This is a genomic window from Exiguobacterium sp. R-17, assembly GCF_049913315.1.
Classification (GTDB): domain Bacteria; phylum Bacillota; class Bacilli; order Exiguobacteriales; family Exiguobacteriaceae; genus Exiguobacterium_A.
Map to the genome: position 1 here is coordinate 1,895,212 of NZ_CP184372.1, position 23,177 is coordinate 1,918,388.

Annotated in this window: 22 protein-coding genes, 2 pseudogenes and 1 riboswitch; of the genes and pseudogenes, 4 read left to right on the plus strand and 20 right to left on the minus strand. The window is 47.8% G+C overall.

Going from position 1 to position 23,177, the window contains the following annotated elements; genetic code table 11:
* Window position 1 precedes the first annotated feature (1 nt).
* The 3 genes from sdaAB to ACN9MT_RS10185 all read right to left on the minus strand — a co-directional run bounded on the left by sdaAB (window position 2) and on the right by ACN9MT_RS10185 (window position 2,826).
* Window positions 2-664: an L-serine ammonia-lyase, iron-sulfur-dependent subunit beta gene (gene sdaAB / locus ACN9MT_RS10175; RefSeq protein ID WP_035406910.1), complete on the minus strand. Its 663-nt coding sequence runs from the start codon at window positions 662-664 to the stop codon at window positions 2-4.
* A gap of 100 nt (window positions 665-764) precedes the next feature.
* Window positions 765-2,438, minus strand: coding sequence for a DAK2 domain-containing protein (locus ACN9MT_RS10180; protein WP_375091899.1), 1,674 nt, complete (start codon window positions 2,436-2,438; stop codon window positions 765-767).
* 25 nt (window positions 2,439-2,463) lie between these two features.
* A complete protein-coding gene (locus tag ACN9MT_RS10185) occupies window positions 2,464-2,826 on the minus strand; it encodes an Asp23/Gls24 family envelope stress response protein (protein ID WP_426272149.1) in 363 nt (120 codons plus the stop codon).
* 283 nt (window positions 2,827-3,109) lie between these two features.
* On the opposite strand from ACN9MT_RS10185, the gene rpmB reads away from it, so the two are divergent.
* Both rpmB and ACN9MT_RS10195 read left to right on the plus strand, forming a co-directional pair.
* Complete coding sequence (gene rpmB / locus ACN9MT_RS10190; protein ID WP_023468758.1) at window positions 3,110-3,298, plus strand: 50S ribosomal protein L28; 189 nt, start codon at window positions 3,110-3,112, stop codon at window positions 3,296-3,298.
* A 140-nt stretch (window positions 3,299-3,438) separates the two neighbouring features.
* The gene (locus ACN9MT_RS10195; RefSeq protein WP_329468779.1) at window positions 3,439-4,842 is read left to right on the plus strand and encodes an amino acid permease; all 1,404 of its coding nucleotides are present in this window, start codon (window positions 3,439-3,441) and stop codon (window positions 4,840-4,842) included.
* Window positions 4,843-4,897: 55 nt separating this feature from the next.
* Here ACN9MT_RS10195 and ACN9MT_RS10200 read toward each other — a convergent pair whose 3' ends face one another.
* From ACN9MT_RS10200 to gmk, 13 genes and pseudogenes are all read right to left on the minus strand, one after another.
* Window positions 4,898-5,500, minus strand: a complete 603-nt coding sequence (locus tag ACN9MT_RS10200) for a thiamine diphosphokinase (protein ID WP_426272150.1) — start codon at window positions 5,498-5,500, stop codon at window positions 4,898-4,900.
* A 1-nt stretch (window position 5,501) separates the two neighbouring features.
* On the minus strand, window positions 5,502-6,062 hold the full coding sequence (thiT, locus tag ACN9MT_RS10205; protein ID WP_035406897.1) for an energy-coupled thiamine transporter ThiT: 561 nt from the start codon (window positions 6,060-6,062) through the stop codon (window positions 5,502-5,504).
* A gap of 60 nt (window positions 6,063-6,122) precedes the next feature.
* A riboswitch (TPP riboswitch) is annotated at window positions 6,123-6,232 on the minus strand.
* A 22-nt stretch (window positions 6,233-6,254) separates the two neighbouring features.
* Window positions 6,255-6,911: a ribulose-phosphate 3-epimerase gene (gene rpe, locus ACN9MT_RS10210; RefSeq protein WP_426272151.1), complete on the minus strand. Its 657-nt coding sequence runs from the start codon at window positions 6,909-6,911 to the stop codon at window positions 6,255-6,257.
* A gap of 2 nt (window positions 6,912-6,913) precedes the next feature.
* Window positions 6,914-7,819: a ribosome small subunit-dependent GTPase A gene (gene rsgA, locus ACN9MT_RS10215; protein ID WP_035406891.1), complete on the minus strand. Its 906-nt coding sequence runs from the start codon at window positions 7,817-7,819 to the stop codon at window positions 6,914-6,916.
* A gap of 25 nt (window positions 7,820-7,844) precedes the next feature.
* The gene (gene pknB / locus ACN9MT_RS10220) at window positions 7,845-9,779 is read right to left on the minus strand and encodes a Stk1 family PASTA domain-containing Ser/Thr kinase (RefSeq protein ID WP_426272152.1); all 1,935 of its coding nucleotides are present in this window, start codon (window positions 9,777-9,779) and stop codon (window positions 7,845-7,847) included.
* Between the two features lie 2 nt (window positions 9,780-9,781).
* The gene (locus ACN9MT_RS10225) at window positions 9,782-10,516 is read right to left on the minus strand and encodes a Stp1/IreP family PP2C-type Ser/Thr phosphatase (protein ID WP_290751472.1); all 735 of its coding nucleotides are present in this window, start codon (window positions 10,514-10,516) and stop codon (window positions 9,782-9,784) included.
* A gap of 18 nt (window positions 10,517-10,534) precedes the next feature.
* Window positions 10,535-11,866: a 16S rRNA (cytosine(967)-C(5))-methyltransferase RsmB gene (gene rsmB, locus ACN9MT_RS10230; RefSeq protein WP_035406883.1), complete on the minus strand. Its 1,332-nt coding sequence runs from the start codon at window positions 11,864-11,866 to the stop codon at window positions 10,535-10,537.
* A complete protein-coding gene (fmt, locus tag ACN9MT_RS10235) occupies window positions 11,863-12,783 on the minus strand; it encodes a methionyl-tRNA formyltransferase (RefSeq protein WP_035409509.1) in 921 nt (306 codons plus the stop codon). Before fmt ends, rsmB begins: the two co-directional genes overlap by 4 nt.
* A 24-nt stretch (window positions 12,784-12,807) precedes the next feature.
* A pseudogene (gene def, locus ACN9MT_RS10240) lies at window positions 12,808-13,245 on the minus strand (peptide deformylase); the annotation flags it as partial.
* Between the two features lie 9 nt (window positions 13,246-13,254).
* Entirely contained in the window at window positions 13,255-15,579 is a 2,325-nt protein-coding gene (gene priA / locus ACN9MT_RS10245; RefSeq protein ID WP_035406880.1) for a primosomal protein N', read from the minus strand.
* Window positions 15,576-16,766, minus strand: a complete 1,191-nt coding sequence (gene coaBC / locus ACN9MT_RS10250; RefSeq protein WP_035406877.1) for a bifunctional phosphopantothenoylcysteine decarboxylase/phosphopantothenate--cysteine ligase CoaBC — start codon at window positions 16,764-16,766, stop codon at window positions 15,576-15,578. Before coaBC ends, priA begins: the two co-directional genes overlap by 4 nt.
* Window positions 16,767-16,822: 56 nt before the next feature.
* A complete protein-coding gene (rpoZ, locus tag ACN9MT_RS10255; RefSeq protein ID WP_029342114.1) occupies window positions 16,823-17,026 on the minus strand; it encodes a DNA-directed RNA polymerase subunit omega in 204 nt (67 codons plus the stop codon).
* A gap of 1 nt (window position 17,027) precedes the next feature.
* Window positions 17,028-17,645 (minus strand): guanylate kinase, encoded by a 618-nt coding sequence (gene gmk, locus ACN9MT_RS10260; protein ID WP_174316772.1) that lies wholly within the window; start codon window positions 17,643-17,645, stop codon window positions 17,028-17,030.
* A gap of 168 nt (window positions 17,646-17,813) precedes the next feature.
* Here gmk and ACN9MT_RS10265 point away from each other — a divergent pair, with 168 nt between their 5' ends.
* Entirely contained in the window at window positions 17,814-19,505 is a 1,692-nt protein-coding gene (locus ACN9MT_RS10265; protein ID WP_035406875.1) for an Rqc2 family fibronectin-binding protein, read from the plus strand.
* 63 nt (window positions 19,506-19,568) lie between these two features.
* Here the strand turns inward: ACN9MT_RS10265 and ACN9MT_RS10270 are convergent, their stop codons facing one another.
* From ACN9MT_RS10270 to ACN9MT_RS10285, 4 genes are all read right to left on the minus strand, one after another.
* Entirely contained in the window at window positions 19,569-20,480 is a 912-nt protein-coding gene (locus tag ACN9MT_RS10270; RefSeq protein ID WP_035406871.1) for an FUSC family protein, read from the minus strand.
* Window positions 20,477-21,379 (minus strand): DUF4097 family beta strand repeat-containing protein, encoded by a 903-nt coding sequence (locus ACN9MT_RS10275; protein ID WP_426272153.1) that lies wholly within the window; start codon window positions 21,377-21,379, stop codon window positions 20,477-20,479. Before ACN9MT_RS10275 ends, ACN9MT_RS10270 begins: the two co-directional genes overlap by 4 nt.
* A gap of 204 nt (window positions 21,380-21,583) precedes the next feature.
* Entirely contained in the window at window positions 21,584-22,273 is a 690-nt protein-coding gene (locus tag ACN9MT_RS10280) for a metal-dependent hydrolase (protein WP_290775270.1), read from the minus strand.
* 19 nt (window positions 22,274-22,292) lie between these two features.
* Window positions 22,293-22,427, minus strand: a complete 135-nt coding sequence (locus ACN9MT_RS10285; RefSeq protein ID WP_349677888.1) for a winged helix-turn-helix transcriptional regulator — start codon at window positions 22,425-22,427, stop codon at window positions 22,293-22,295.
* A 282-nt stretch (window positions 22,428-22,709) separates the two neighbouring features.
* Here ACN9MT_RS10285 and ACN9MT_RS10290 point away from each other — a divergent pair.
* Window positions 22,710-23,172 (plus strand): annotated as a pseudogene (locus ACN9MT_RS10290) (VOC family protein).
* Window positions 23,173-23,177: the final 5 nt, after the last annotated feature.

Consider the following 23,177-nt stretch of genomic DNA (forward strand, 5'->3'; position numbering starts at 1 on the left):
TTCACTCTCCCATCATGACGGCACGCTCGACTTGAGGTAACCGATCGATTTCTTCTAACACATCTGCCGTAATCCGGTCATCAATCTCAATTGCCATGAGTGCTTGTTTTCCTTTTTCGTGCCGTGATACTTCCATATGCCCGATGTTGATTTCGTAATCAGCCAAAATGCTCGTCACAGCTGCAATTGCTCCGAACCGGTCATGGTGTAAGACGACAAGTGCCGGTCCCCCACCGGACAAACGAAGCGGTACGCCATTTAATTCCGTGATTTCAATCGTTCCCCCACCAATTGAAATACCGACCAATTCAAACTCTTCTACTCCATTCGTCAAATGGACACGAGCCGTATTTGGATGATCCGTCAACGCTTCACTCGTCTCGAAATGAATCTCAATCCCTTTCGACTTCGCGATATCGATCGATTGCGGAATCCGGTCGTCAAACGTATCGTATCCGAGAACACCGCCGATGATGGCGACATCCGTTCCATGTCCACGATACGTATCAGCGAATGAACCGTAAAACGTGATGTGGATGACAGTAGGCGTTTCCCCGAATAATTTACCCGCCATCAATCCAATCCGTGCAGCCCCTGCTGTATGCGAGCTCGATGGACCAACCATGACTGGTCCGATGATGTCAAAGACGCTACGATATTTCATTTCTTTTCCCCTCTCTATGAAACAAACGAAATCCCACCTCTATTATCGCAGATGGTGGGATTCGTGAAAAGGCTAGTCGCCCTTTTTCAGTATGATGGTTTTATTCGACGCTTAAAATGTACGAATAAAGTGGTTGTTTGCCGTCGTGGACTTCCACTTCAGCATCCGGATTAACCGATTCGATGTACGCGACGAGGTCGTCGACTTCTTCTGTCGAAACGCCTTCACCGTAAAGAACTGTGATGATTTCGTCGTCCTCTGTGACGAGTGTATCGACCAGTTTCTTGACAGCACCAAGACTCGAAGTGTCCGTAGCAACGATTTGTTTTTCAGCAATCGCCATGTGATCGTCTTTCTTGATTTCAACACCATCAATATTCGTATCACGAACGGCATATGTGACTTGACCCGACTTCACAGCTGCGATCGCATCCTCCATGTGTGCTTCGTTCTCTTCAACAGTCGCTTCCGGATTATAGACGATCGTCGCCGCCAAACCTTGTGGGACTGTCTTTGATTTCACGACAGTTACGCCACAATTCGCAACAGAAGCTGCTTGTTCAGCGGCCATGATGATGTTCGAGTTGTTCGGATAAACATAGACATGTTCAGCGTGTGCATCCTCGATCGCCTTGACGATGTCTTCCGTTGACGGGTTCATCGTTTGTCCGCCTTCGATGACGACACTGACACCGAGTGATTTAAAGAGTTCACTGATACCTTCACCCATTGCGACTGTCACGAGGGCTGCTTTCGCTTTTGTCTTCGGTGCAGCGACTGGAGTGACTTGGTTCGCGCCCTCTTCTTCGAGGATCGTCGAGTGTTGTTGACGCATATTTTCAATCTTAACAGCAACGAGCTCACCGAAACGTTGTCCTTTTGTGATGACTTCTCCTGGCGTTTCAACGTGGACGTGAACTTTAAGGAGCTCTTCGTCCGCGACGACGAGCAACGAATCACCGAATTCCGCTAATTCGTTCCGGAATGCTTCTTCACTGAACGGCGCATTTGCTAACTTGTCATCTTGGAAGCGAACCATGATTTCCGTACAGTAGCCGTAATGGATCTCTTCTGTCGACATGAAGCTTTGAGCCGATTTATGATGCTCTGCTTCGACGAGTGCTTCCATGACTGGCGCATGTGGCTTATCAAGTTCTTTTCCTTCGAGTGTCGCGAGGAATCCTTCATAGATACAGACGAGACCTTGACCACCTGAATCAACGACACCAACTTCTTTTAATACAGGAAGAAGGTCAGGAGTTCCGTCAAGCGATACTTTCGATGCTTCGACGAGTTGACGCATCAACTCTAAGAAATCCGTCGTCGTTTCAGATTGTGCGATAGCAGCGACAGCTGTCTCACGGGCAACTGTCAAGATCGTTCCTTCGACCGGTTTCATGACTGCTTTGTATGCTGTATCGACACCTTTTTGTAACGCATCAGCGAACTCTTTCGTATCAATCGTTGCTTTTCCTTCGATTGATTTCGAGAATCCACGGAACAATTGACTTAAGATGACGCCAGAGTTTCCGCGCGCCCCCATCAATAATCCACGTGCGAAGACGTTTGCGACTTCCGATACAGAATCCGAAGTGGATTTACCTGCTTCTTTCGCACCTGAAGTCATCGTCAAATTCATGTTCGTTCCCGTATCACCATCTGGCACAGGGAAGACGTTCAATGAATCGACGAAATCTGCGTTTTGATAGAGATTCGCCGCGCCATTTTGAATCATCTTGACTAACTGCGCTCCTGTTAAACGATCTACACTCACTAAAGTTTCCTCCTCTATTCCCGCCTTAGACATTCGTCAAGCGGACTCCTTGGACAAAGATGTTCACAGATGTCACGTCAAGACCTAGTGCCTGACTGAGCGTGTATTTCACGCGACTCTGTACGTTGTTCGCCACCTCTGAGATTTTCGTTCCATAGCTTACGATGATATGCATATCGATATGGACCTGCTCTGAAGCCTGTCGAACGATGACACCGCGTGCAAAGTTCTCACGTTTTAAGAGTTCAGCAAGACCATCCTTGATTTGAGACTGAGATGCCATACCAACGACACCAAAACATTCCATTGCTGCGCCGCCCGAAAGTTGCGCGACGACATCATTATCTACATCAATCTTTCCATAGGTCGTTTTCATCTCGATCGCCACCTGAGTAGCCCCCTTTGAATATTGTATTCTTCTCATAATTCTACTATAAGGACCTACTATTGAAAAGTCGCCGTACTGACTATACAATGAATAAGTGAAAAATAGTAGCGGTCAAATGAACTTTTACCATCATCCTCATTTATTATTTTAAATTTCGAGGTTGTCTGTCAAGTTTTTTTCTTGTCAGCTACTTTTTTTATGTTGCAACCGCCCTGACACCATGCTAAGATAGCAAAGTGTCTATTAGGACGAACGCAAAACAACATAAAAGGAGGCGGAACGCATGGCACGTAAATGCTACGTTACTGGGAAATCGCCAAAGTCGGGTAACAACCGTTCACACGCATTGAACAAAACAAAACGTACTTGGGGAGTCAACGTACAAAAAGTACGTATCCTCGTCGACGGTAAGCCGAAAAAGGTTTGGGTTTCAGCTCGAGCTCTTAAATCAGGTAAAGTCGAACGCGTATAAGGCGCAACCACCGGATGGGAATCTTCCCTTCCGGTTTTTTTATTCTCTCATTTATTTTTCTCATAAACTAATTGTCGCTTTTATTGAAAACGCTTACGATAGGAACGTACTTTATTTTGTCAGAATTGGGGGAAGTCATCATGCAACTCAAACGAGAGATGACGAGTCGACACCTGTTCATGATCTCACTCGGTGGAATTATCGGAACAGGTTTATTTTTAGGATCAGGGTTAACGATTTCACAAGCAGGACCTCTCGGGGCGGTCCTCAGTTACATCGTGGGTGGGACCATCATGTATCTGACGATGTTATGTTTAGGGGAGTTAGCAGTTTTCTTGCCAGTCTCAGGATCATTCCAAACGTATACGACACGCTTCATCGGACCAGGTATCGGCTTTGCCGTCGGTTGGATTTACTGGCTCGGCTGGGCTGTGACGGTGGCACTTGAAATCACAGCTGCCGGTAGTTTGATGGACCGTTGGTTTCCGAATGTGCCGGTCGTTGTCTGGTGTACCGTCTTTACGGTCTTGTTATTCGGTTTAAACGCCGTCTCCGCCAAAGCGTTCGGGGAAGCGGAATTCTGGTTCTCAAGTTTAAAGGTACTCGCCATTCTTTTCTTCATCATTCTTGGTGGCGCAGCTTGGTTTGGCTGGTTACCGATGGAAGCAGATCGTCCATCCTCATTGTTTGCGAACTTCACGGCAAGCGGTTGGTTTCCAAACGGAATTCTCGGTGTCTTGACGACGATGATTGCTGTCAATTTTGCTTTTCAGGGAACGGAATTGATCGGTGTCGCGGCTGGGGAGTCTGACACGCCTGAAAAATCGATTCCAAAAGCTATCCGGAATACAGTTTGGCGGACGTTCATTTTCTTTGTCTTATCGATCACGATCGTCGGTGCATTGATTCCGTATGAGACGGCTGGCGGAGTCAGTAGTCCATTCATCATGGTCTTTGATGCGATCGGCATCCCGTATGCCGCTGACTTGATGAACATCGTCGTCTTGACAGCACTATTATCCGTCGGGAACTCGGGACTGTATGCCGCGACCCGAATGTTATGGGCAATGGCACAAGAAGGGATGATTTCAAAGAAATTATCTTATGTTAATGCACGTGGTGTGCCGATGCGCGCTTTACTCTTTACGATGATGTTTGCAATGTTATCGCTTCTGACAGCATTTTTCGCAGAGGATACCGTCTTCATCTGGCTCTTGTCTTTAGCTGGACTCGGCGCTCAAGTCGGTTGGATTTCAATTTCCGCTTCGCAACTTGCGTTCCGCCGTCAGTTCATCCGAAACGGACATGATCTATCCGAACTAAAGTTCAAGACGCCATTCTATCCAGTATTACCGTTGATATCGTTGACACTTAATGTCGTCGTCCTCGTCAGTCTTGCGTTTCAAGCGGATCAACGGATTGCTTTATACATCGGTGTTCCTTTCTTCCTTGTCATGTGGGGAAGTTATCATCTCTTCGTCAAAGGAAAACATCTATCCGCTCAAAGCGACATCCGTGTCGCCCCTTCTCAACTCGAAGAATAATTTCATCTAAAAAGAGGCCGCGGAGTCATCCACGGCCTCTTTTTGTATGATTGTTCTATTCCTTAAGCGTCCGCATCATCAATAGTTCTCCTTGATGGAGCTCTACTGTCGCTTCTGACGTACTCCATTCATTACTGACGGTCAAGGAACCTCCGACCGGTACTGGATGTGTATCAAGTGGATATTTGACTCCGGATAAGCTTAAAGTCGATGGTACGAGTGGAATGAACGAAAGATAATGATAGCTTTCGGCTTCGACTGCATACGTTCCCTCAGCCAAGTATCGTACCTCTTCTCGTTTCGTCACGAGTCGTGCCTCTGGGTATCGCTTCAATAGATATACATTTTGGACGGTCATGTCGAGCCGCCCACCTGTCGCCCCGATAATGAAGGTATCCTCAAACTGTTTCTTCTCTGAAACTGTACGAAGTGCCAGTTCGAGATCCGTTTCATCTTTCTCGGCCGGATGAACGATTGCCCCTTCAGGTACATAACCAAGCGAATCAAAATCACCAATCGTCAGGTCGCATGTCAGCCCAAACAATTCAATCGTCTGAACACCACCGTCGACACCGACGATAAAGTCACCTGGCTGACAAAACGTCCGTAAATCCGGCACTTCTTCTTGAGGACCGGCGCACACGAGAATCGTCCGCATCTCAGACGCCTCGTGCTGAATAACGTAGTAAACGTGGCGCAGTTGTAAAGAGGAGACCCGCGACGACACCGCATAAAACATAAGATGGTACCATGTATGTCGCGTTATAAACTAATGAATATGGCACGACTGGACCTTCTGCATATTTCGCGAAGAACACGATTCCGCTGATGACATGACAGATATAACGGAGTCCTGCGCCTAATAACGTCGCCAGGAGAACGAACGCCATCAAGCTTTTCTTTTGTCCATTGCGTGCGGCTAGTCTGACTTGACGCGCGAACAGACCACTTAATCCGACGACACCATACGCAATCGTATAGTCAAGCATCGGTTGAACGATCGTCAAGACTTGTGGAGCGAACATCAATTGAATCGTACCGACAAGCGCTCCCGTGACGACCCCTCCGACGACCCCGTGGCGAAATGCCATGACGAAGATCGGTAACATCGCTAAGCTGATCGAGCCACCTTGTGGCATTTTGAATGGAATCAGTAAATCAAAGACGACTCCGAGACTGGCGAAGATGGCAATTTCCATCATCATTTGTAACCGTTTCATGCTATTTTCCTCCTTCATTGTACGAGAGGACGCAAAAAGGCAGTACGACGAACGCCGTACTGCCTGCGTGCGCCACATCCCTACGTCCGTTTGAACGGAACAGGTTCGAAGGGTTAAAGTCTAAAAGACTCCTCTCAGCCGCTTTTCAAGCGACACCCCTTGCGGTCATCATATTTCGTTTTCTCGTTCTTATTATACGGCAGCCCCTTGACGAATGCTAGTGATCGCTTCCGCATAATCTGGTGCATTGTAGATTGCTGATCCCGCGACAAGAACGTTCGCACCGTTTTCGATACAAAGTTTTGCTGTTGCCGGGTTGACGCCACCATCAATCTCGATTTCAAATGTCAGATCACGATCTGCTTTCATTTGTGCAAGTGATGCGAGTTTTGGCATGACACTCTCGATGAAGGCTTGTCCACCAAAGCCCGGATTGACCGTCATCAATAAGACCATATCGACATCCTCAAGGACGTGTTCAATCGTTGATAATGGCGTGTGAGGATTCAAGACGACCCCTGCTTTTGCACCAGCTAGCTTGATTTGTTGTAAAACACGATGGACGTGGTTCGTCGCTTCGACGTGGAACGTCACGATATCTGCCCCTGCCTTAACGAAATCTTCAACGAAACGTTCTGGCTGGTCAATCATTAAATGGACATCAAGGACCATATCCGTCTTTTGACGTAAACTGCTGAGCACAGGTAGTCCAAACGAGATATTCGGTACGAACTGACCATCCATGACATCGAAATGGATATAGTCCGCGCCTGCTGCCTCGACTGCTTTGACATCACGCTCAAGATTCGCAAAATCTGCTGATAAGATAGATGGTGCAATTTTAATCATCTTCAATACCTCCGGGCTCGATTCTTGATTTCGTCTATAAACATACCATAGTTCTCATAACGAGAGGACATGATTTCTTGTGCTTCGACGGCTTCCTTGACGGCACATCCGGGTTCATTCAAGTGCAAACATCCTCGATACTTACATTCGTCCTGTACAGCCACGAATTCAGGAAAACTCCACCGTACATCCTCGATTTCCATATCATACGGAAAATCAAGGTTCGAGAAACCTGGTGTATCAGCAATCAAGCCTTCGGCAAGTGGCATCAACGTGACGTGACGTGTCGTATGCCGTCCACGTCCGAGTGATTTCGAAATCGCACTCGTCTCTAAGTCGAGTGTTGGTTCAAGTGCGTTCAAGAGCGAACTTTTCCCAACACCGGATTGTCCGGCAAGAACGCTCGTTTTCCCGGCCAGTAACGGACGGACTTGTTCAACACCTGTCAATGTCTCACTTGATGTCTCGATGACCGTATAACCAATCTTCCGGTAAGCGGCAATTGCCTCTCTAACTGCAGGACCTTTGACATCATCAAGCAAGTCCATCTTCGTTAACAGGATGACGGGTTGGATTTCCTTCGCTTCGATCAAGACGAGGAAACGATCGAGCAAGTGCGCTGAAAAATCAGGTTCTGCAGCCGAGACGACAAGCAACGCTTGATCGATATTCGCGACAGGCGGGCGTACTAAAAAGTTGTCCCGCTCCTTCACTTCGAGAATATACCCGGTCTCACTTTCGATATGAAGAACGACTTCGTCTCCAACGACTGGACTGATGCCGCGTTTTCGGAAATTCCCTCTTGCCCGTGAACGGACCTCTCCTTCTGGTGTCATGACATCATAAAAGCCACCCTGCAGGCGTATGATCGTTCCTTCTCGATTCTCTTCGATGCGTTGTTCCGTCATCCTATGCACTCCTTTTTCATCACATTCACTGTGCGTCTTTTGCTTGATTGTACGTGATGGTTTTTGAACGATACACCGTATCGTCTTTATAAATCGTAATCTTGCCTTCTTCTCCCGGATCAATCGTCACCGGCACGTCGAATGTCTCATCTTGGTCAATTGATTCCTCGATGACGGTCCGCTTCCCTTTCGCATCTTCCGTCTCAATCCGGATGACTTGTTTCGGTGGTTCCTCGTCCTCGTTCTCGCTGACCGCGTCATAGACGACCTTTTCAGGGAACGTCGCTGTCAACGTTTTTTCTTCCTCACCTTTTGAGATGAAGACCGTCACGGAGTCGTTCGGTTCGACTTGAGTCCCTGCTTGTGGGAATTGACGGATAACTTGATCGAGTTTCACGTCGCTAGAAAATTCTTGCTCGAACGTTCCATCGAGCCCTTTTTCGTCCAGGTAGGCTTTTGCTTCGTCACTCGATAAGTTCGTCAAATCCTTCAACTCGAAAGAAGATGTTCCTTCCGAGACGGTGATCGTAATCGTTTGTTCTTTCGCGATGACCTCCGTACCAGCCGAGATCGATTGCCGGATCACATTACCTCGCTCGATTTCATCCGACTTTTCACGTTCGACCTCGACTTTAGCAAATCCAGCTTCTTTTAACGTCGCAATTGCTTCTTTTTCAACATCATCCGTTACATCTGGCACTTCGACCGGAGCACTGCCGGTTGAGACGACCAAATTGACTGTTGAGCCCTTTTTCACCTGCGCGTTTTCACGCGGTGTCTGACTGATCACGTCTCCTTCATCGACCGTATCACTGTTTCGTTCTGTCGTCTCGACAACAAATCCAAGTTTCTCAAGCTTCGTTTCCGCTTCATCTCCATCCGTTTTGACGACGGACGGTACCGTAACGGTAGGATCCGGCCACATCGCAAACGTCGTAGCCGCTCCACCGAGTAATACAAGTAATAATAGGATGACCCACCAGCGTTTTTTCTTTTTCTTTTCTGACGGTTTCGGTTGAACGGTCGTGACGACAGGTGTGTCCGGTTCCGCTTTTGATTCTTCTGGCACTTGTACAGGTGATAAGACCATCGTCTTTTCCATCTCATCCTCTTCTGCACCTCGGATGCCTTCACTTGCTCGTTCGTCAGACAACGCCGTCACCATATCTGCCTTAAAGGCTGCGACGGACTGCTGACGGTCATGCGGTGCTTTTGCGAGCGCCTGCATGATACAGTTCTCAAGCGCTTGTGGCACTTTCGGATTCAAGACGGATGGACGACGCGGTGTATCTTGCAGATGCTTCAAAGCGATCGCAACCGGTGAATCACCTTCAAACGGGACTTGTCCTGTCACAAGTTCGTATAAGACAGCACCAAGCGAATAGATATCCGACTTCTCATCGGCAAATTTACCTTTTGCTTGTTCTGGCGAGAAGTAATGGACAGACCCAAGGACCGACATCGTATGCGTCAGAGTCGCATTCGACATCGCCACAGCGATTCCGAAATCCGTTACTTTGACGGTACCATCCTCTCGAATCAACATGTTTTGCGGTTTGATATCGCGATGGATGATTCGGTGTGCATGGGCATGATCGATCGCATCACAAATTTGAGCGATGATATCGACGGCCTGCGGCACAGGTAATGCTTGATTTTCACAAAATGTCTTTAATGTCATACCATCGATATACTCCATGACGATGTAATAGATGGCATCTTCTTCGCCTACATCATAGACGGCAACGATGTTTGGATGATTCAAGCTGGTAGCAGCATGCGCTTCACGTTCGAATCGACGAATGAACTGTTCGTCATGCGAAAATTCAGTCCGTAAAATCTTAATGGCAACATGACGCTTTAAAATCTCATCATAGGCTTGATAGACATTCGCCATCCCGCCACTTCCAACTAGCCGTTCTATGCGGTAGCGGTCATTTAATCGATCTCCGTATCGCATATTCAGACCCTCTTTCTTTCTTTGAACCGGATGGCGGCAATCGTAATATTATCCGCGCCTCCTCGAGCATTCGCTTCTTTCACCAATTGTCCGACGATCTCATCAAGCGGATCATCCCGTAAGATGATTTGTTCAATGACATCATCTGGCACTTCATCGGTCAACCCGTCGCTACACACAAGGACGAGGTCATAGTCTGGAGCATCTCTTACTTGAATGTCGACTTCGACCGTTTCGTTCGAGCCGACCGATCGTGTGATGACATTTTTACGTGGATGATTTTCGACTTCCTCGTCCGAAAGCTCTCCCATTTGTCGTAACATGTTGACGTAAGAATGATCATCCGTCAATTGTTTTAACGCCGTACCTTCAAGAGCATAGACCCTACTGTCTCCAACATGACCGATGACGAGCAAATCCTCGACCCAGCACACACAGGCAATGGTCGTTCCGACGATCGCAAGTTGTTCTTCTTTTGAAAACTGAAGAATCCGGGCATTCGCTTCGGCTACACGTTGTTCTATCCATTCGGACAATTCCATCGGGCGATTTGGCATGAGGGAAAAGGATGCTTCAAATACCTCGCGAACGATCGCACTTGCGATATCGCCAGCAGCGTGACCTCCCATACCATCCGCAACGACAGCAAGACCACGTTCAGCGTTCCCGATGAGTAATACCGTATCCTCATTTTTAGTCCTGACTTTCCCAGTGGTCGAAAGGTGAGCTAACTCCATGACAGTCCTCCGTTCGTATCAATCTTCTCGTTTCTTAAACGCGGCAATGTAGAAGCCATCCGTTCCGACTGTCGTCGGTAACAACTTGAGTTCTGCTCGATTCCCAATCAGATGTCGCACGGATTCTGGCATGCGTTCCGCGAAAGATGCATCAAAGTCAAAACCCTGATCGAGAATGAACGCTGTCTGCTCCTCGTTTTCGGTCGGATCAATCGTACAAGTCGAATAGACGAAGATTCCACCTTTTTTAACGAGTGGTAAGACAGATGTCAAGATGTCTCGTTGAATTTTTGGGAGTTGCTCGAGTTGTTCTGGACGTTTCGTCCATTTGATATCCGGTTTTCTCCGAATGACACCAAGTCCTGAACAAGGTGCATCGACAAGAATCCGGTCAAAGGATTCGCTTTCGAAGCGTTCCCCTGCTTTACGGGCATCTAACGCTTCTGCTCGAACAGTCGTAAGACCTAATCGTGTCGCTTGCTGTTCAATCAATTTAATCTTATGTGGATGAAGATCAAGTGCCTGTAGTGTACCCGTCGTCAAACCTTCAGCAATATGCATCGCTTTCCCACCAGGTGCGGCACAGCTGTCGAGTACATGATCGGATGCTTCTGCACCAAGCGCACGGGCGACGAGCATTGAGCTCTCATCCTGAAGAGAAAGATACCCACGGTCAATCAGATCAGTTTTTTGGACGCTTCCTCGTTCGATTTCGAGACCGTCCGGCGCGACCGTAGATGGTTTTGCCGTCACACCTTGATCGAGTAGAAGCTCGATTGCTTCCTCCCGCGTCGTTTTCGTGCGATTGATGCGGACCGTGACCGGTGCCGGTGTGTTATTTAATTGACAGATCTGAAGCGTTTCTTCCGGACCAAACAGTTCGATCCAACGTTCGACGAGCCACTGCGGGTGACTCGTTTCAATGCTGATTCGTTTTGCAGCAGGCTCAATTTCAGCGAAATGAGGCATTCCCGCCCGTAATACATTCCGTAGCACTCCGTTGACAACTTTCGAGACATGGACTTTCCCACGTTTTTTAGCAATTTCAACGGCTTCATGAATGACGGCATGATCCGGTACACGATCGAGATAAAACAACTGATAGACACTCATTCTTAACAATGGGCGCATGAATGGATCAAGTTTTTTCTGTTTCGCTAAATATGGTTCTAAAATATAATCAAGCGTCAATTCACGACTGAGCGTCCCGTAAACGAGTTCCGTGAACAAGCCGACATCTGACGCCGAGATGGCGCGTTTTTCAAGCATTTGGTGGACCGTAATTGTTGAGAAGGCGCCACCTTGTCCGATTTTCATCAGTGTCGTTACTGCTGCGTCGCGTACATTCATGCGTTCTCACCTACTTGTTGTCCGAGTTCAAGCGATTGACCAATCCCGCGCATGAACGTGGCACCATCCATCCGTTTTTTGCCGGACGGCTGTAAGTCGATCAGCTTCAACGCTGTTTCGGAACCTGTCGCGATGACGGGACCATCCGCTTCTAATGCGATGATTTCACCCGGTCGTCCCGTTCCTGAGACTTTCGTTGCGAAAAAGACTTTTAAGCGATCGTTCCCAAGCATCGTATACGTACTCGGGAATGGATTCATCCCACGAATTTGATCGTAGAGTGTCTCACCCGGTAGCGTAAAATCAAGTCGTTCCCGCTCACGTGAAATGTTCGGCGCAAATGTCGCTTCTTCCTCGACTTGTGCTTCCGGTGTCAATTCACCTGCTAACAGACGTGGTAACGTTTCAAGTAACAGGCGCGCTCCTGCGTCCGCTAACTTCTCAAACATCGAACCGGCTGTATCGTTCTCTTCGATTGGAACGATGATTTTTGACAACATATCACCTGCGTCTAGCCGATCGACCATATACATGATCGTCACACCTGTCTCTTTTTCTCCATCGATGATCGCTTGATGAATCGGTGCACCGCCACGATATTTCGGTAAGAGTGACGCATGGACGTTGATCGCCCCAAAACGTGGTGCTTCGAGAATAGCGGTCGGGACGATCTGACCGTAAGCTGCCGTGATAATGAGATCTGGTTTTAAATCGAGAACATCTTGATAATCCTCTCGAATTCGTTTCGGTTGCAACACAGGAATGTCGTGTTCCATCGCGACGAGTTTTACAGGCGTCGGTTTGACTTCCCGTTTTCGTCCGACTGGTTTATCTGGTTGTGAGACGACACCGACGACGTCATACCCAGCATCGATGACTTCACGCAGCGTTCCTGCCGCAAACTCAGGCGTACCCATGAAAACGACGCGCGGTTTTTCTTGCTCGACGAGTTTATCCGTGAACAGGACACCATCTAAATGATCCATCTCGTGTTGGATGGCACGTGCAAAAAAACCGTTTGCTTTGATTTTAACCGTCCGCCCAAGACGATCTTGAGACTTGACGACGATTCGGTCGAACCGTTCAACCGGTCCGAAGATGCCCGGCATACTGAGACATCCTTCATCATCGATTTGCGAACCGTCCGCTTCGATGATTTCCGGGTTGATCAGCTCGATTGGTCCCGTCTCATCATCGGTATGAACGACGGCTACACGAATCGGCTGGTTGATTTGCGGTGCGGCTAAACCAACCCCGTCATATTCGTACATCGTATCGAACATCCGGTCGATCATTTTACCGAGTTTTTTATCAAACTTCGTGACAGGTTCACACACCTGTCGTAATACATCATTTGGTACTTCTACTACTTTATACATACAGACACCTCACATGAATACAAATGGATTCAAGTCAATCGCGACTTGTGTTTTTGATTTTTGACGACGGGATAAGATATCACGGAGATGTGTCCGGACATCCTCCTGTCCTTTATGTTTAATTAAGACCTGTTGCCGGTACATATTTTTGAGTCGAGCGAGTGGTGCATCAAACGGTCCATTGACGACTAAATCCTCAGATTCAAAGGCACGAAGCTCGGAAGCGATTTGCTGCGCTTCTGCTTGTGCTTCGAGCGGATGCGCTGCTGAAACTGTAATCAGACCAAGGAACCAAAATGGTGGATGCCCACCGAGCTTTCGCAATTGCATCTCTCGCTTATAAAACGTTTCGAAATCATGCTGTTTGGCCGTTTGAATGACGTAATGCTCCGGGTTGTAAGTCTGGATAATTGACTGACCAGCGAGTTGACCCCGTCCGGCACGACCCGACACTTGGGTGATCAACTGAAACGTGCGCTCACTTGCTCGAAAATCCGGAATACCAAGCGTCGCATCGGCAGCAATCACTCCGACGAGTGTAACGTTCGGAAAGTCGAGACCTTTTGCGATCATCTGTGTTCCGAGCAGAATGTTTCCTTCCTTGCGTTCAAAGGCATCGAGTAATTTCTCATGCGCACCTTTACGCGACGTCGTATCCTGATCCATCCGGATGATTCGCGCCTCCGGAATCAAGTGTGCCAATTCTTCCTCAATCTTTTGCGTACCCGTTCCGAACTGACGAATTTTCGTCGATTCACAGGACGGACAAGTTTTCGGCATTGCGGCTTCAAACCCACAGTAGTGGCATTTCAAGCGATCTTCATGTTGGTGATAGGTTAAATTCACGGCACAATGCGGACATTGTAGCGTCTCCCCGCAATCCCGACATAAGACGAAGGTCGTATATCCGCGACGGTTCAGGAGTAAGACGGTCTGTTCCCCACGTTCGATGCGTTCTTTGATGCCTTCGACTAGCGCGAGGCTGAACGGCGTACGATTGCCCCGTTCGAGTTCCTTACGCATATCAACGATGTCGACTGGAGGCAGTTCCCCACCGAATCGTTCACGAAGCGGTAAGTAACGATAAACCCCTTTTTGTGCCCGTGCATACGTCTCGAGTAACGGTGTTGCACTTCCGAGCACGACGGGACAACGATGATAGGCTGCCCGCCATTTTGCGACGTCGCGCGTATGATAGCGCGGATTCTCTTCCTGCTTATAAGTTGTTTCATGTTCTTCATCGAGAATGATGATTCCGATGTTCGTCAGCGGCGCAAACACAGCAGACCGTGCACCGACGACGACATCGACCTCGCCTTGGGCGATTTTGCGCCACTCATCATACTTTTCTCCGAGCGATAGACCGCTATGCAAGACAGCGACCCGTTCTCCGAAACGGCGTTTAAACCGTTTGACCATCATCGGCGTCAGACTGATCTCTGGGACGAGCAAGATCGCTTGTCTACCGCGTTCGAGTTGTGCATGAATCGATTCAAGATACACTTCCGTCTTACCGCTTCCTGTTACGCCATGTAACAAAAACGTTCCGGTCTCAGCTTCAGCCGTAATCGCCGAGACAGCTTCCTGTTGCTTTTCCGTCAAAGAGGACGGCACAAAGATGTCTTGGACGAGATGTTCATAAGGATTTCGCCGAACATCGATCGTCTCGACTTGAATGATGCTCTTTTTCTCGAGGGCGTTCAACGTCGCGCTCGTTGCGCCCGTTGCCTGCTTGACTTCACTCCAAAGCGCATCCGGAAATTCTTGAATATACGAGTAAAGTGCCGCTTGTTGGCTCGCTTGTTTCGTAAAAGTTGCTTGCTCCTCTAGAAGACGAATCCGTTTATCGATCTTAGACGTCTTTTTCTCGCGAATGACCGGTTGAAGCGTCACGTCAGCTTGTTTCGCCGCTGTTAAGACGATTTGTTGGACTTCCGTTGGCAATTGACTCATTTTCTTGCCATGATATGCCCGAAGTGGGCCCGACTCGACTATGACCAGTTTATCATAACTCACCTTTAAGGCAGCCGGCAGCATCGCAAGCAATGCCGTCGCTTGAAAACACAAAGTCGTTTCCGATAGATACGCCGATAACTCGAGTAATTCCTGTGTATAGGTCGGGGTCTCATCTAAGACACGGACGATCGATTTGACGTTCGTCAGATCAGACGTTGCTTTCGTTCCGACGACGATTCCAAGCAACGCCCGTGGACCAAATGGTACTTCGACGCGCATACCGGGAACGATCAGCTCTTGCCAGAGTTCTGGAACGGCATAATCGAACGGACGATCGACCGTTGCTGCTGCGACGTCAACGATGACTTCGGCTATCATGCCAATGCCTCCGCGAATTGGCGCATGAGCGATTTGGCGAGCGTCGATTTCAATTGTTGATCGTATCGCGTAACGGAATCGTTCTTTCCAAAAACGACGACTTCATTTTCATCACTGACGAATCCGATATCAGATCGTGACACATCATTCGCGACAATGAAATCGGCTTTCTTTCGGACGAGTTTTTGTTTAGCGAACGTCTCGACATCCGTCGTCTCAGCCGCAAATCCGACTAATAGCTGATGTTGTTTCTGCTCACCAAGCGTCTTCAGAATATCGGTCGTCTCTTCGAGTTCAATTCGAAGTGGTCCGTGGATTTTTTTCTGCTTCTGATCGTACTGGATAGACGGTCGATAGTCAGCTACGGCAGCGGACATGATGACGATGTCTTGCGTTTCATAATCACGTAACATGGCTTCAAGCATCTCTTCTCCTGATTCAACAGCAATCGTCGCTATCCCGGTCGGTAATCCGATCCGAAGTGGTCCATGGACGAGCGTGACATCGGCACCTGCGTCTCTTGCCGCCTCTGCTAGCGCAATTCCTGTCTTTCCGGAAGAATCATTTGTCAAGTAACGAACCGGATCAATCCGTTCCACGGTCGGTCCCGCACTGATCAAGACTTTTCGTCCGGCTAGATACTTCTCTTCAAAGAACGTTGAGAGTGTTGCGACTAAGTCTTCCGGTTCAGGTAAACGACCTTTCCCGACCCAACCACATGCGAGATTTCCGACTCCCGGTGCAATCACCTGGACACCGTCCTGCTTCAGTTGTTCGATGTTGCGGACTGTCGCCGGATGTTCGAGCATGTTGACATTCATCGCTGGTGCGACGATGACGGGACATGTCGCTGCAAGGATCGTCGTCGTGATGAAATCATCCGCGATCCCGTGCGCGAGTTTTGCAATCAAATTCGCGGTCGCTGGTGCGACGACGATCAGGTCCGCTTCGTCCGCTAAATCGATATGGGCGATCTTTGACGGATCATGCTCGATGAAGACGTCATCATAGACCGCTTTTCGCGTCAGTGCTTCAAACGTCGTCTTACCGACGAATTGTTGCGCATTACGCGTCATCGCGACTTGAACATGTGCGCCTGCTTGAACAAGCTTTGAAGCGAGTGCTGCTGATTTGTAGGAAGCGATTCCACCGCCGACACACAGTAGAATGTTTCGGTTGGTTAACATGTAGGTGTCCTCCTTATTGAAAAAAACAGCCACGATGACAAGTGGCTGCTTCAAAATTAGTCTTGCGGTTGGTTCGTGACGGATACTTCTTCGAAATAAAGCTCTTCTAAAGCTTTCCCGACCGGTTTATGCGATTTTGGGTTCGTGACTTTCACGCGTTTCCCGTCTTGGATTTGACGCGCACGCTTAGCGGCAACTGTAACGATTGTATATTTCGACGGTACTTTCTTTTGAAGCTTATCAACTGATGGATATAACATATCACTTAACCTCCATGGCTTTTTTATATAGGGACGCGACACGTTCCCGACTGCAATGTTCCGCCGTGACGATCGCTTGGATCCGGTCACAGGCTTTATGAATTTCGTCGTTCGTCACGACATAGTCATAGGCATCCATCATCTCGATCTCTTCCTTAGCGACGAGAAGACGTTGCTTAATGACTTCCTCCGATTCCGTTCCACGCCCTACGAGGCGGTTCCGTAATTCTTGGAGGCTTGGAGGTGCAAGGAATAAGAAGACAGCTTCCGGAAAATGTTCTTTGACCTGCATGGCCCCTTGAACTTCGATTTCGAGAATGACGTCTTTTCCTTCATCTAGGATCTGGTTCACCCATTCGACAGGTGTTCCATAGTAGTTCCCTACGAATTCAGCATATTCCAAGAGTTGATTGTTCGCAATCATCTCTTCGAATTCTTCACGCGATTTAAAGAAATAGTGGACACCATCTACTTCTCCTTCACGCGGTTGGCGCGTCGTACAGGATACCGAGTAATGCAGATCGTTATCCTGATCTTCGCGCAAGGCACGACAGACCGTTCCCTTTCCGACACCACTTGGACCAGATAATACGAGTAATAAGCCACGCTCTTTGAAAATCACTTCAAAACCCCTCCATCTCACAAACTTCACATTGTTTCATATTAGCAGTAGAGATAGGAAGTTCGCAAGTCATCTTTTTTAGCTCGACTGCTTTATCATACCATAACGATGCCATTTCTGTTACCTTTAGAAAGTGAGAACGAAATCAAGAAAGAAGGTAATCGTATGGCTTTTGACGGATTGATGACGACACGCGTCGTCAAAGAACTCCAACCGCTCGTCGGAGGACGGATCAATAAGGTATACCAACCATATACATTGGATTTAGTATTCCAGGTCCGGGCCGAGCGAAAAAACGTATTGTTGCTCGCCTCTGCGAATGCCATGTATGCACGGATGCACATTACGTCGGAAGCGGTCAGCAACCCGAGTGAACCCCCACTCTTCTGTATGATGCTTCGCAAGCATGTCGAAGGCGGATTCATCGAATCGATCGAACAACTCGAACGCGACCGGATCATTGTCTTACGTGTCCGTTCCCGCAACGAACTTGGCGATGAGGAAGCGAAAAAAATCTATGTCGAGTTGATGGGACGACACTCGAACATCATTTTGACCGATGGACAAGATAAGATCCTCGATGCGATCAAACACTTACCACTCAGTCAAAATACATTCCGGACGATCATGCCAGGGATGACCTATCAACTTCCACCAGCACAGGATAAAGTGGATCCACTCACAGGAGATATCGAAAAGGCACTCCACCGAATCGACTGGAACGCTGGGAAACTGGATCGCCAGTTACTTGGTCTCTTCAGTGGTCTGTCTCCACAAATTGCTAAGGAAGTCGTCACGCGGGCAGGTCTTGCGAACCGGACGAATCTTGCTACCGCTTTCCAGGACGTCTTAAAAGAACTAAACGGTCCTTATGTATTGCAACGGATGGAAGGCGGCAAGGAACGCTTTGCACCGGTCCGCTTAACGGAAGGTTCAATCATTGACGAAAAGACGTTCGCGACGAGTGGTCAAGTCCTCGACGCATTCTTCCATCAAAAAGCAAACCGCGATCGTGTCAAACAACAAGCGGCCGATCTCGAACGGTTCATCAAGAGTGAGTACGATAAGAATATCTTAAAGCGCTCAAAACTCGAAAAAGATTTAGAAGCGACGTTACGAATGGATGAATGGAAGCATAAAGGAGAACTGCTGACGACTTATCTCTATCAGCTCGAACGCGGGATGAAGGAAGCAACCGTCGTCGATTACTATGATCCAGACGGTGCTGAAATCACGATCTCGCTTGATCCCCGCTTCTCGCCAAACGAGAACGCACAGCGTTATTACAAACGGTATAACAAATTAAAAACCGCCAAAGTCGAAGTCGCGCGCCAGCTTGAGAAGAACCAAGCCGAGATTGCGTACTTCGAAGGTTTGCTTGCCCAACTCGATGTCGCATCCCCGGAAGATATCCGGGAAATGCGCGAGGAACTCGTCGAAGAAGGTTATCTGCGCGAACGACAAAAGAAGAAAAAGAAACCACAACTCCCACAACTCGAAGAATATCGTTCTTCGACCGGCCTTCCATTCTTCGTCGGAAAGAACAATAAACAAAATGATTACGCGACGTTCAAGTTTGGACGTCGGTCCGATACGTGGTTACACACGAAGGATATCCCAGGATCGCACGTCATCATTCAAAGTGATGCACCGGATGAGACAACGTTAAAAGAAGCAGCGATTGTTGCCGCCTACTACTCGAAAGCACGTGAATCGAGCCAAGTCCCGGTCGATTTTACGGAGTTACGATATGTCAAAAAACCGAGTGGTGCAAAACCCGGCTTCGTCATCTATACGGATCAAACGACACTTTACGTCACACCTGATCCAGATGTCGTCCAATCCTTACGTCAATGACGCTACACAAAAAAGCGCTGTTTTTCCTAAATATCACTTAGGAGAGACAGCGCTTTTTCATCTTCACTTCATTTTTTCTAACTGTTCCCGGTAATCGAGCAAATGCCCATGGATGATATCCTTCGCCTCGCTTAATTCTTGATCGAATGAGAACATCGCTTGTTTTCGTTCGTGGGAGAAGATGACATCGTAATGATGGCTGAGTAAGAAATCAATTTCCTGGCCGAGCGTCTTTTCCTGTTCTTCTGTCATCGGGATATCCCGATGACTGGCAATGCTTTCAAGCAAGACGAGCAACTTGTCTTCAAGATCGACAAGCTCCTTCAGTCGGATGAACGCTTCACTTTGACCGCTTGCCATCAATGGATATTTTTGATCTTCTTGAAGCATCAACATCATTTCTTCATGTTTGAGAATTTGTTTCCGAACGGCAAGCAGCCTCGTATCATCTTGCACAAGACTCCGCCAATCTTCCATCAACTGTTGCGTCGTTTTTTTGACAAGCAAGAGTAAACGATCCTCATAATGTGGCGGGAAGACGATGTAATTGATGAGGACAGCAGATAACACACCGACGACAGTCAACAACGAACGTGATAATGCATAGTGGACGTAGTCGGCGGTCGGACTCTCGAACATCAACACGATGGCAAAGGCCGCGAACGTCGACATATCCGTTCTTCCAATCATCGAATTAAGGACGAGCGAGACAATTACGGCGAGTCCAATCGTCAGCGGATTCGCCCCAAGTGTCGCAACAATCGCAAGACCACACATTAATCCAAGTACTGTTCCGAAAATCCGGTTGAAGACGATTTTAAACGACCGATGAATCGTCGGTTGCATGGCAACAATTGCTGCGACAGCCCCCATTCCCGAATAAATATCGAACACATACCAGGAGATACTAAGCGCAAGAGCTACCGCGATACCGGTCTTGACCGTTCGTAGTCCAATCCGAAACTTTAATTTCACTCGAGCGTCACCTGCCCGACTTCACTATTGACTGTCACTTCCGGTTTTTCTTGTTTCGACAGTTCATAAATTGTCTCATCCTTATTCTTTTGTTTCGTATATCGGTCAGAGGCTTTAATATCGCCTCCTGTGTCAATCGTAATCGTACCGGCTGATTTATTTGGTTTTAGCTTCGTCGCGCCGTCAATCGTTGTGACGTCGAGACTCAACTTCGCCACATATTCCGCAAGAGAAACACTTTCACCTATCACTTGCGCATGGACGGCATCCATCTCTTTGATGGAAATCGCACGTGTTGCATTCAGTGTAATCTCATCACCTTTTACTTTATCGAGACTCATTGCTTCTCCGTCCATCTCGATCGTTTTTGCGTAGATGCCCATTCCTTTAAGTGTTCCTGCATCGACATCGACACGGTTCATATAACTCGGTAGTCCCACTTGAATCGTATAGTCTGCTGTTTTTTCGCTCGGACGATTGCCGAGTCGAGACAGCCAACCATCTCGTCCTGTCACCGTTACCGTATTCGTCGATGTACTGATTTTCAGTCGTTTTCCACTCGATGCACTATCGACGAGTTTGATTTGGACGTTTCCGTCTGTGCTTCGAACGAATTGTACCGTTGCGTGCGGTGCCTCGATGGCGAGAGACTTATAGCGATTCGTCGTCTTGAATGTTTCGCCGCGCGATAACAATTCCGTTGAGACGAGCAATGTAATCGAATAGATGACGACAAGTCCGAGAACGACACCACCGTATAAATAAAGCGGTCGCTTCACTGGTCCTTTTTCTCCAATGCGGTTCAACCGTGCATCCATCTTTTGTTTTTGTTTATTTTTTAAGCGTGTGAACGACGATTGTTTTCGTTTCCGCACACTCCTACTGTTATGCTCTTCCATGTCAGTCCCTCCATCTCATGTCTACCATTATTCCGAATATCTGAATCGGCTGTCAACAGCCCCTTCTTATCATAGAAGAAGTTCACCGTTTCGCCATCGGGCGGAAGAAGGAAGCATAATCGGATGAACTACAGATATTCCAGAAGAATAATCGACAAAAAGGAGAGGAACCTTGACGTTTCCTCTCCTTTGCTTAAGAACGGATTATAATTCGAGTGACTCGCCGATCGCGAGTAAATGACCAGTTTGACCTTGCGCTTCAATTTGTTCACAGAATGCGTTCGCATCTTGTTTGATTAAATCAAATGTATCGTAGTGGATCGGTACGACTGCTTTCGCTTGCAACATATCTGCAGCGATCAACGCATCATCCGGACCCATCGTGAAGTTATCACCGATCGGTAAGAAGGCTAAATCGATTGCGTGATGAGCGCCATAAAGGGCTAAATCCCCGAACAGTGCCGTATCGCCTGCGTGATAGATTTCTTTGCCTTCGATTGTCAGCAAGAATCCAGCCGGCATCCCCATATACGTAATGGTTTGTTTCTCTTCATCGATGATGCTTGATGAATGGAATGCCTGTGTCATCTTTACTTTACCAAACGAGAATTCAAACTGTCCGCCAAGGTTCATCGGGTGGACATTCAATCCTTTGAAGCTTAAATACGTTGCCAACTCATGCGTAGCGATGATCGTCGCCCCCGTTGCTTTCGCGATCCGCTCTGCATCAAGCATATGATCGGCATGCGCATGCGTCAAAAGAATGAAGTCCGCCTTGACGTCATCGGGATTCGTCGTCGCTTTATCGTTACCACTAAAGAAGGGATCGATGACGAGATGGTGACCATTCGTTTCAATCGTTACTGTTGACTGTCCATGATAAGTTAGCTTCATCTAGTTCACTGCCTCTCGATTAGGATTCGGATAATTGATTCCCTTCCCCCCATGCACATAAACCTTTCATAACCGGTTGTAGTGTAAATGACGCCTCTGTCAATTTGTATTCGACGTGCAGAACGGCTTCATCATACTCAATCTGCTCAATTATTTTGAGTCGTTCAAGTTCCTACAACTGATCAGTCGAGACTTTCCGAGAAATCCCGGGAATGGCACGTTGTAACTTAAAAATATTTCGTATCTTTCTCTAACGTGCAATATAATTGTGAACGCCATTTTCCGCCGATGATGGCGAGCTCCCGATTGACCGGAAATTGTTCAGTCGACATGTTGTTCTCTCCCCCAAAGTCGTTACTTCAAAGTGCGTACTATGAAATGGAGTGTAGCGCAGGTTAAAGTATGCTTAAATCATTTTGCAAAAAGAGTGTTAGACATGACGTATCCATATAATTTTTCGCACATCGGTCTTTCCGTGCCGAATCTCGACGAAGCTGTTCGTTTTTATCAAGAGATGAAGGACTGGTATATTATCATGGAACCATTTGATGTCCTCGAAGATGATTCTACCATCGGTGTCATGTACACAGACGTCTTTGGTACATGATGGGACAAGTTCCGGATCGCCCACATGGCGTCAGATGATCGCATCGACATCGAGTTGTTTGAATTCCCGAACAATGAACAATCCGAGAGTAATTGCGAATTCCTGAAACAGGTATCTTGCATTATACGGTTCAAGGCCCAGATGTCGAAGGGTTCGTCGAAAAAATCGTCCTCACGGCGGTAAACAACGGATGTCGATCTGCGAATACTATCCAGGAGACAAACCTTACCGGATAGTCTACTGTGAGGATCCATTTGGTAATCTCGTCGAAATTTACTCTCACTCATATTAACTCAC

Excerpts from the sequence above, each read along its gene's own strand:
- rsgA (WP_035406891.1), bottom strand. The coding sequence starts at position 7,819 with ATGACGGAACAACGCATCGAAGAGAATCGAGAAGGAACGATCATACGC.
- rpoZ (WP_029342114.1), bottom strand. The coding sequence starts at position 17,026 with ATGTTATATCCATCAGTTGATAAGCTTCAAAAGAAAGTACCGTCGAAA.
- fmt (WP_035409509.1), bottom strand. The coding sequence starts at position 12,783 with ATGGGTACGCCTGAGTTTGCGGCAGGAACGCTGCGTGAAGTCATCGAT.
- ACN9MT_RS10200 (WP_426272150.1), bottom strand. The coding sequence starts at position 5,500 with ATGCGGACGATTCTCGTGTGCGCCGGTCCTCAAGAAGAAGTGCCGGAT.
- ACN9MT_RS10225 (WP_290751472.1), bottom strand. The coding sequence starts at position 10,516 with ATGGAGTTAGCTCACCTTTCGACCACTGGGAAAGTCAGGACTAAAAAT.
- ACN9MT_RS10195 (WP_329468779.1), top strand. The coding sequence starts at position 3,439 with ATGCAACTCAAACGAGAGATGACGAGTCGACACCTGTTCATGATCTCA.
- rsmB (WP_035406883.1), bottom strand. The coding sequence starts at position 11,866 with ATGAATGTACGCGACGCAGCAGTAACGACACTGATGAAAATCGGACAA.
- ACN9MT_RS10265 (WP_035406875.1), top strand. The coding sequence starts at position 17,814 with ATGGCTTTTGACGGATTGATGACGACACGCGTCGTCAAAGAACTCCAA.
- coaBC (WP_035406877.1), bottom strand. The coding sequence starts at position 16,766 with ATGTTAACCAACCGAAACATTCTACTGTGTGTCGGCGGTGGAATCGCT.
- rpe (WP_426272151.1), bottom strand. The coding sequence starts at position 6,911 with ATGATTAAAATTGCACCATCTATCTTATCAGCAGATTTTGCGAATCTT.
- ACN9MT_RS10280 (WP_290775270.1), bottom strand. The coding sequence starts at position 22,273 with ATGAAGCTAACTTATCATGGACAGTCAACAGTAACGATTGAAACGAAT.
- thiT (WP_035406897.1), bottom strand. The coding sequence starts at position 6,062 with ATGAAACGGTTACAAATGATGATGGAAATTGCCATCTTCGCCAGTCTC.
- sdaAB (WP_035406910.1), bottom strand. The coding sequence starts at position 664 with ATGAAATATCGTAGCGTCTTTGACATCATCGGACCAGTCATGGTTGGT.
- pknB (WP_426272152.1), bottom strand. The coding sequence starts at position 9,779 with ATGCGATACGGAGATCGATTAAATGACCGCTACCGCATAGAACGGCTA.
- priA (WP_035406880.1), bottom strand. The coding sequence starts at position 15,579 with ATGATAGCCGAAGTCATCGTTGACGTCGCAGCAGCAACGGTCGATCGT.
- ACN9MT_RS10275 (WP_426272153.1), bottom strand. The coding sequence starts at position 21,379 with ATGGAAGAGCATAACAGTAGGAGTGTGCGGAAACGAAAACAATCGTCG.
- rpmB (WP_023468758.1), top strand. The coding sequence starts at position 3,110 with ATGGCACGTAAATGCTACGTTACTGGGAAATCGCCAAAGTCGGGTAAC.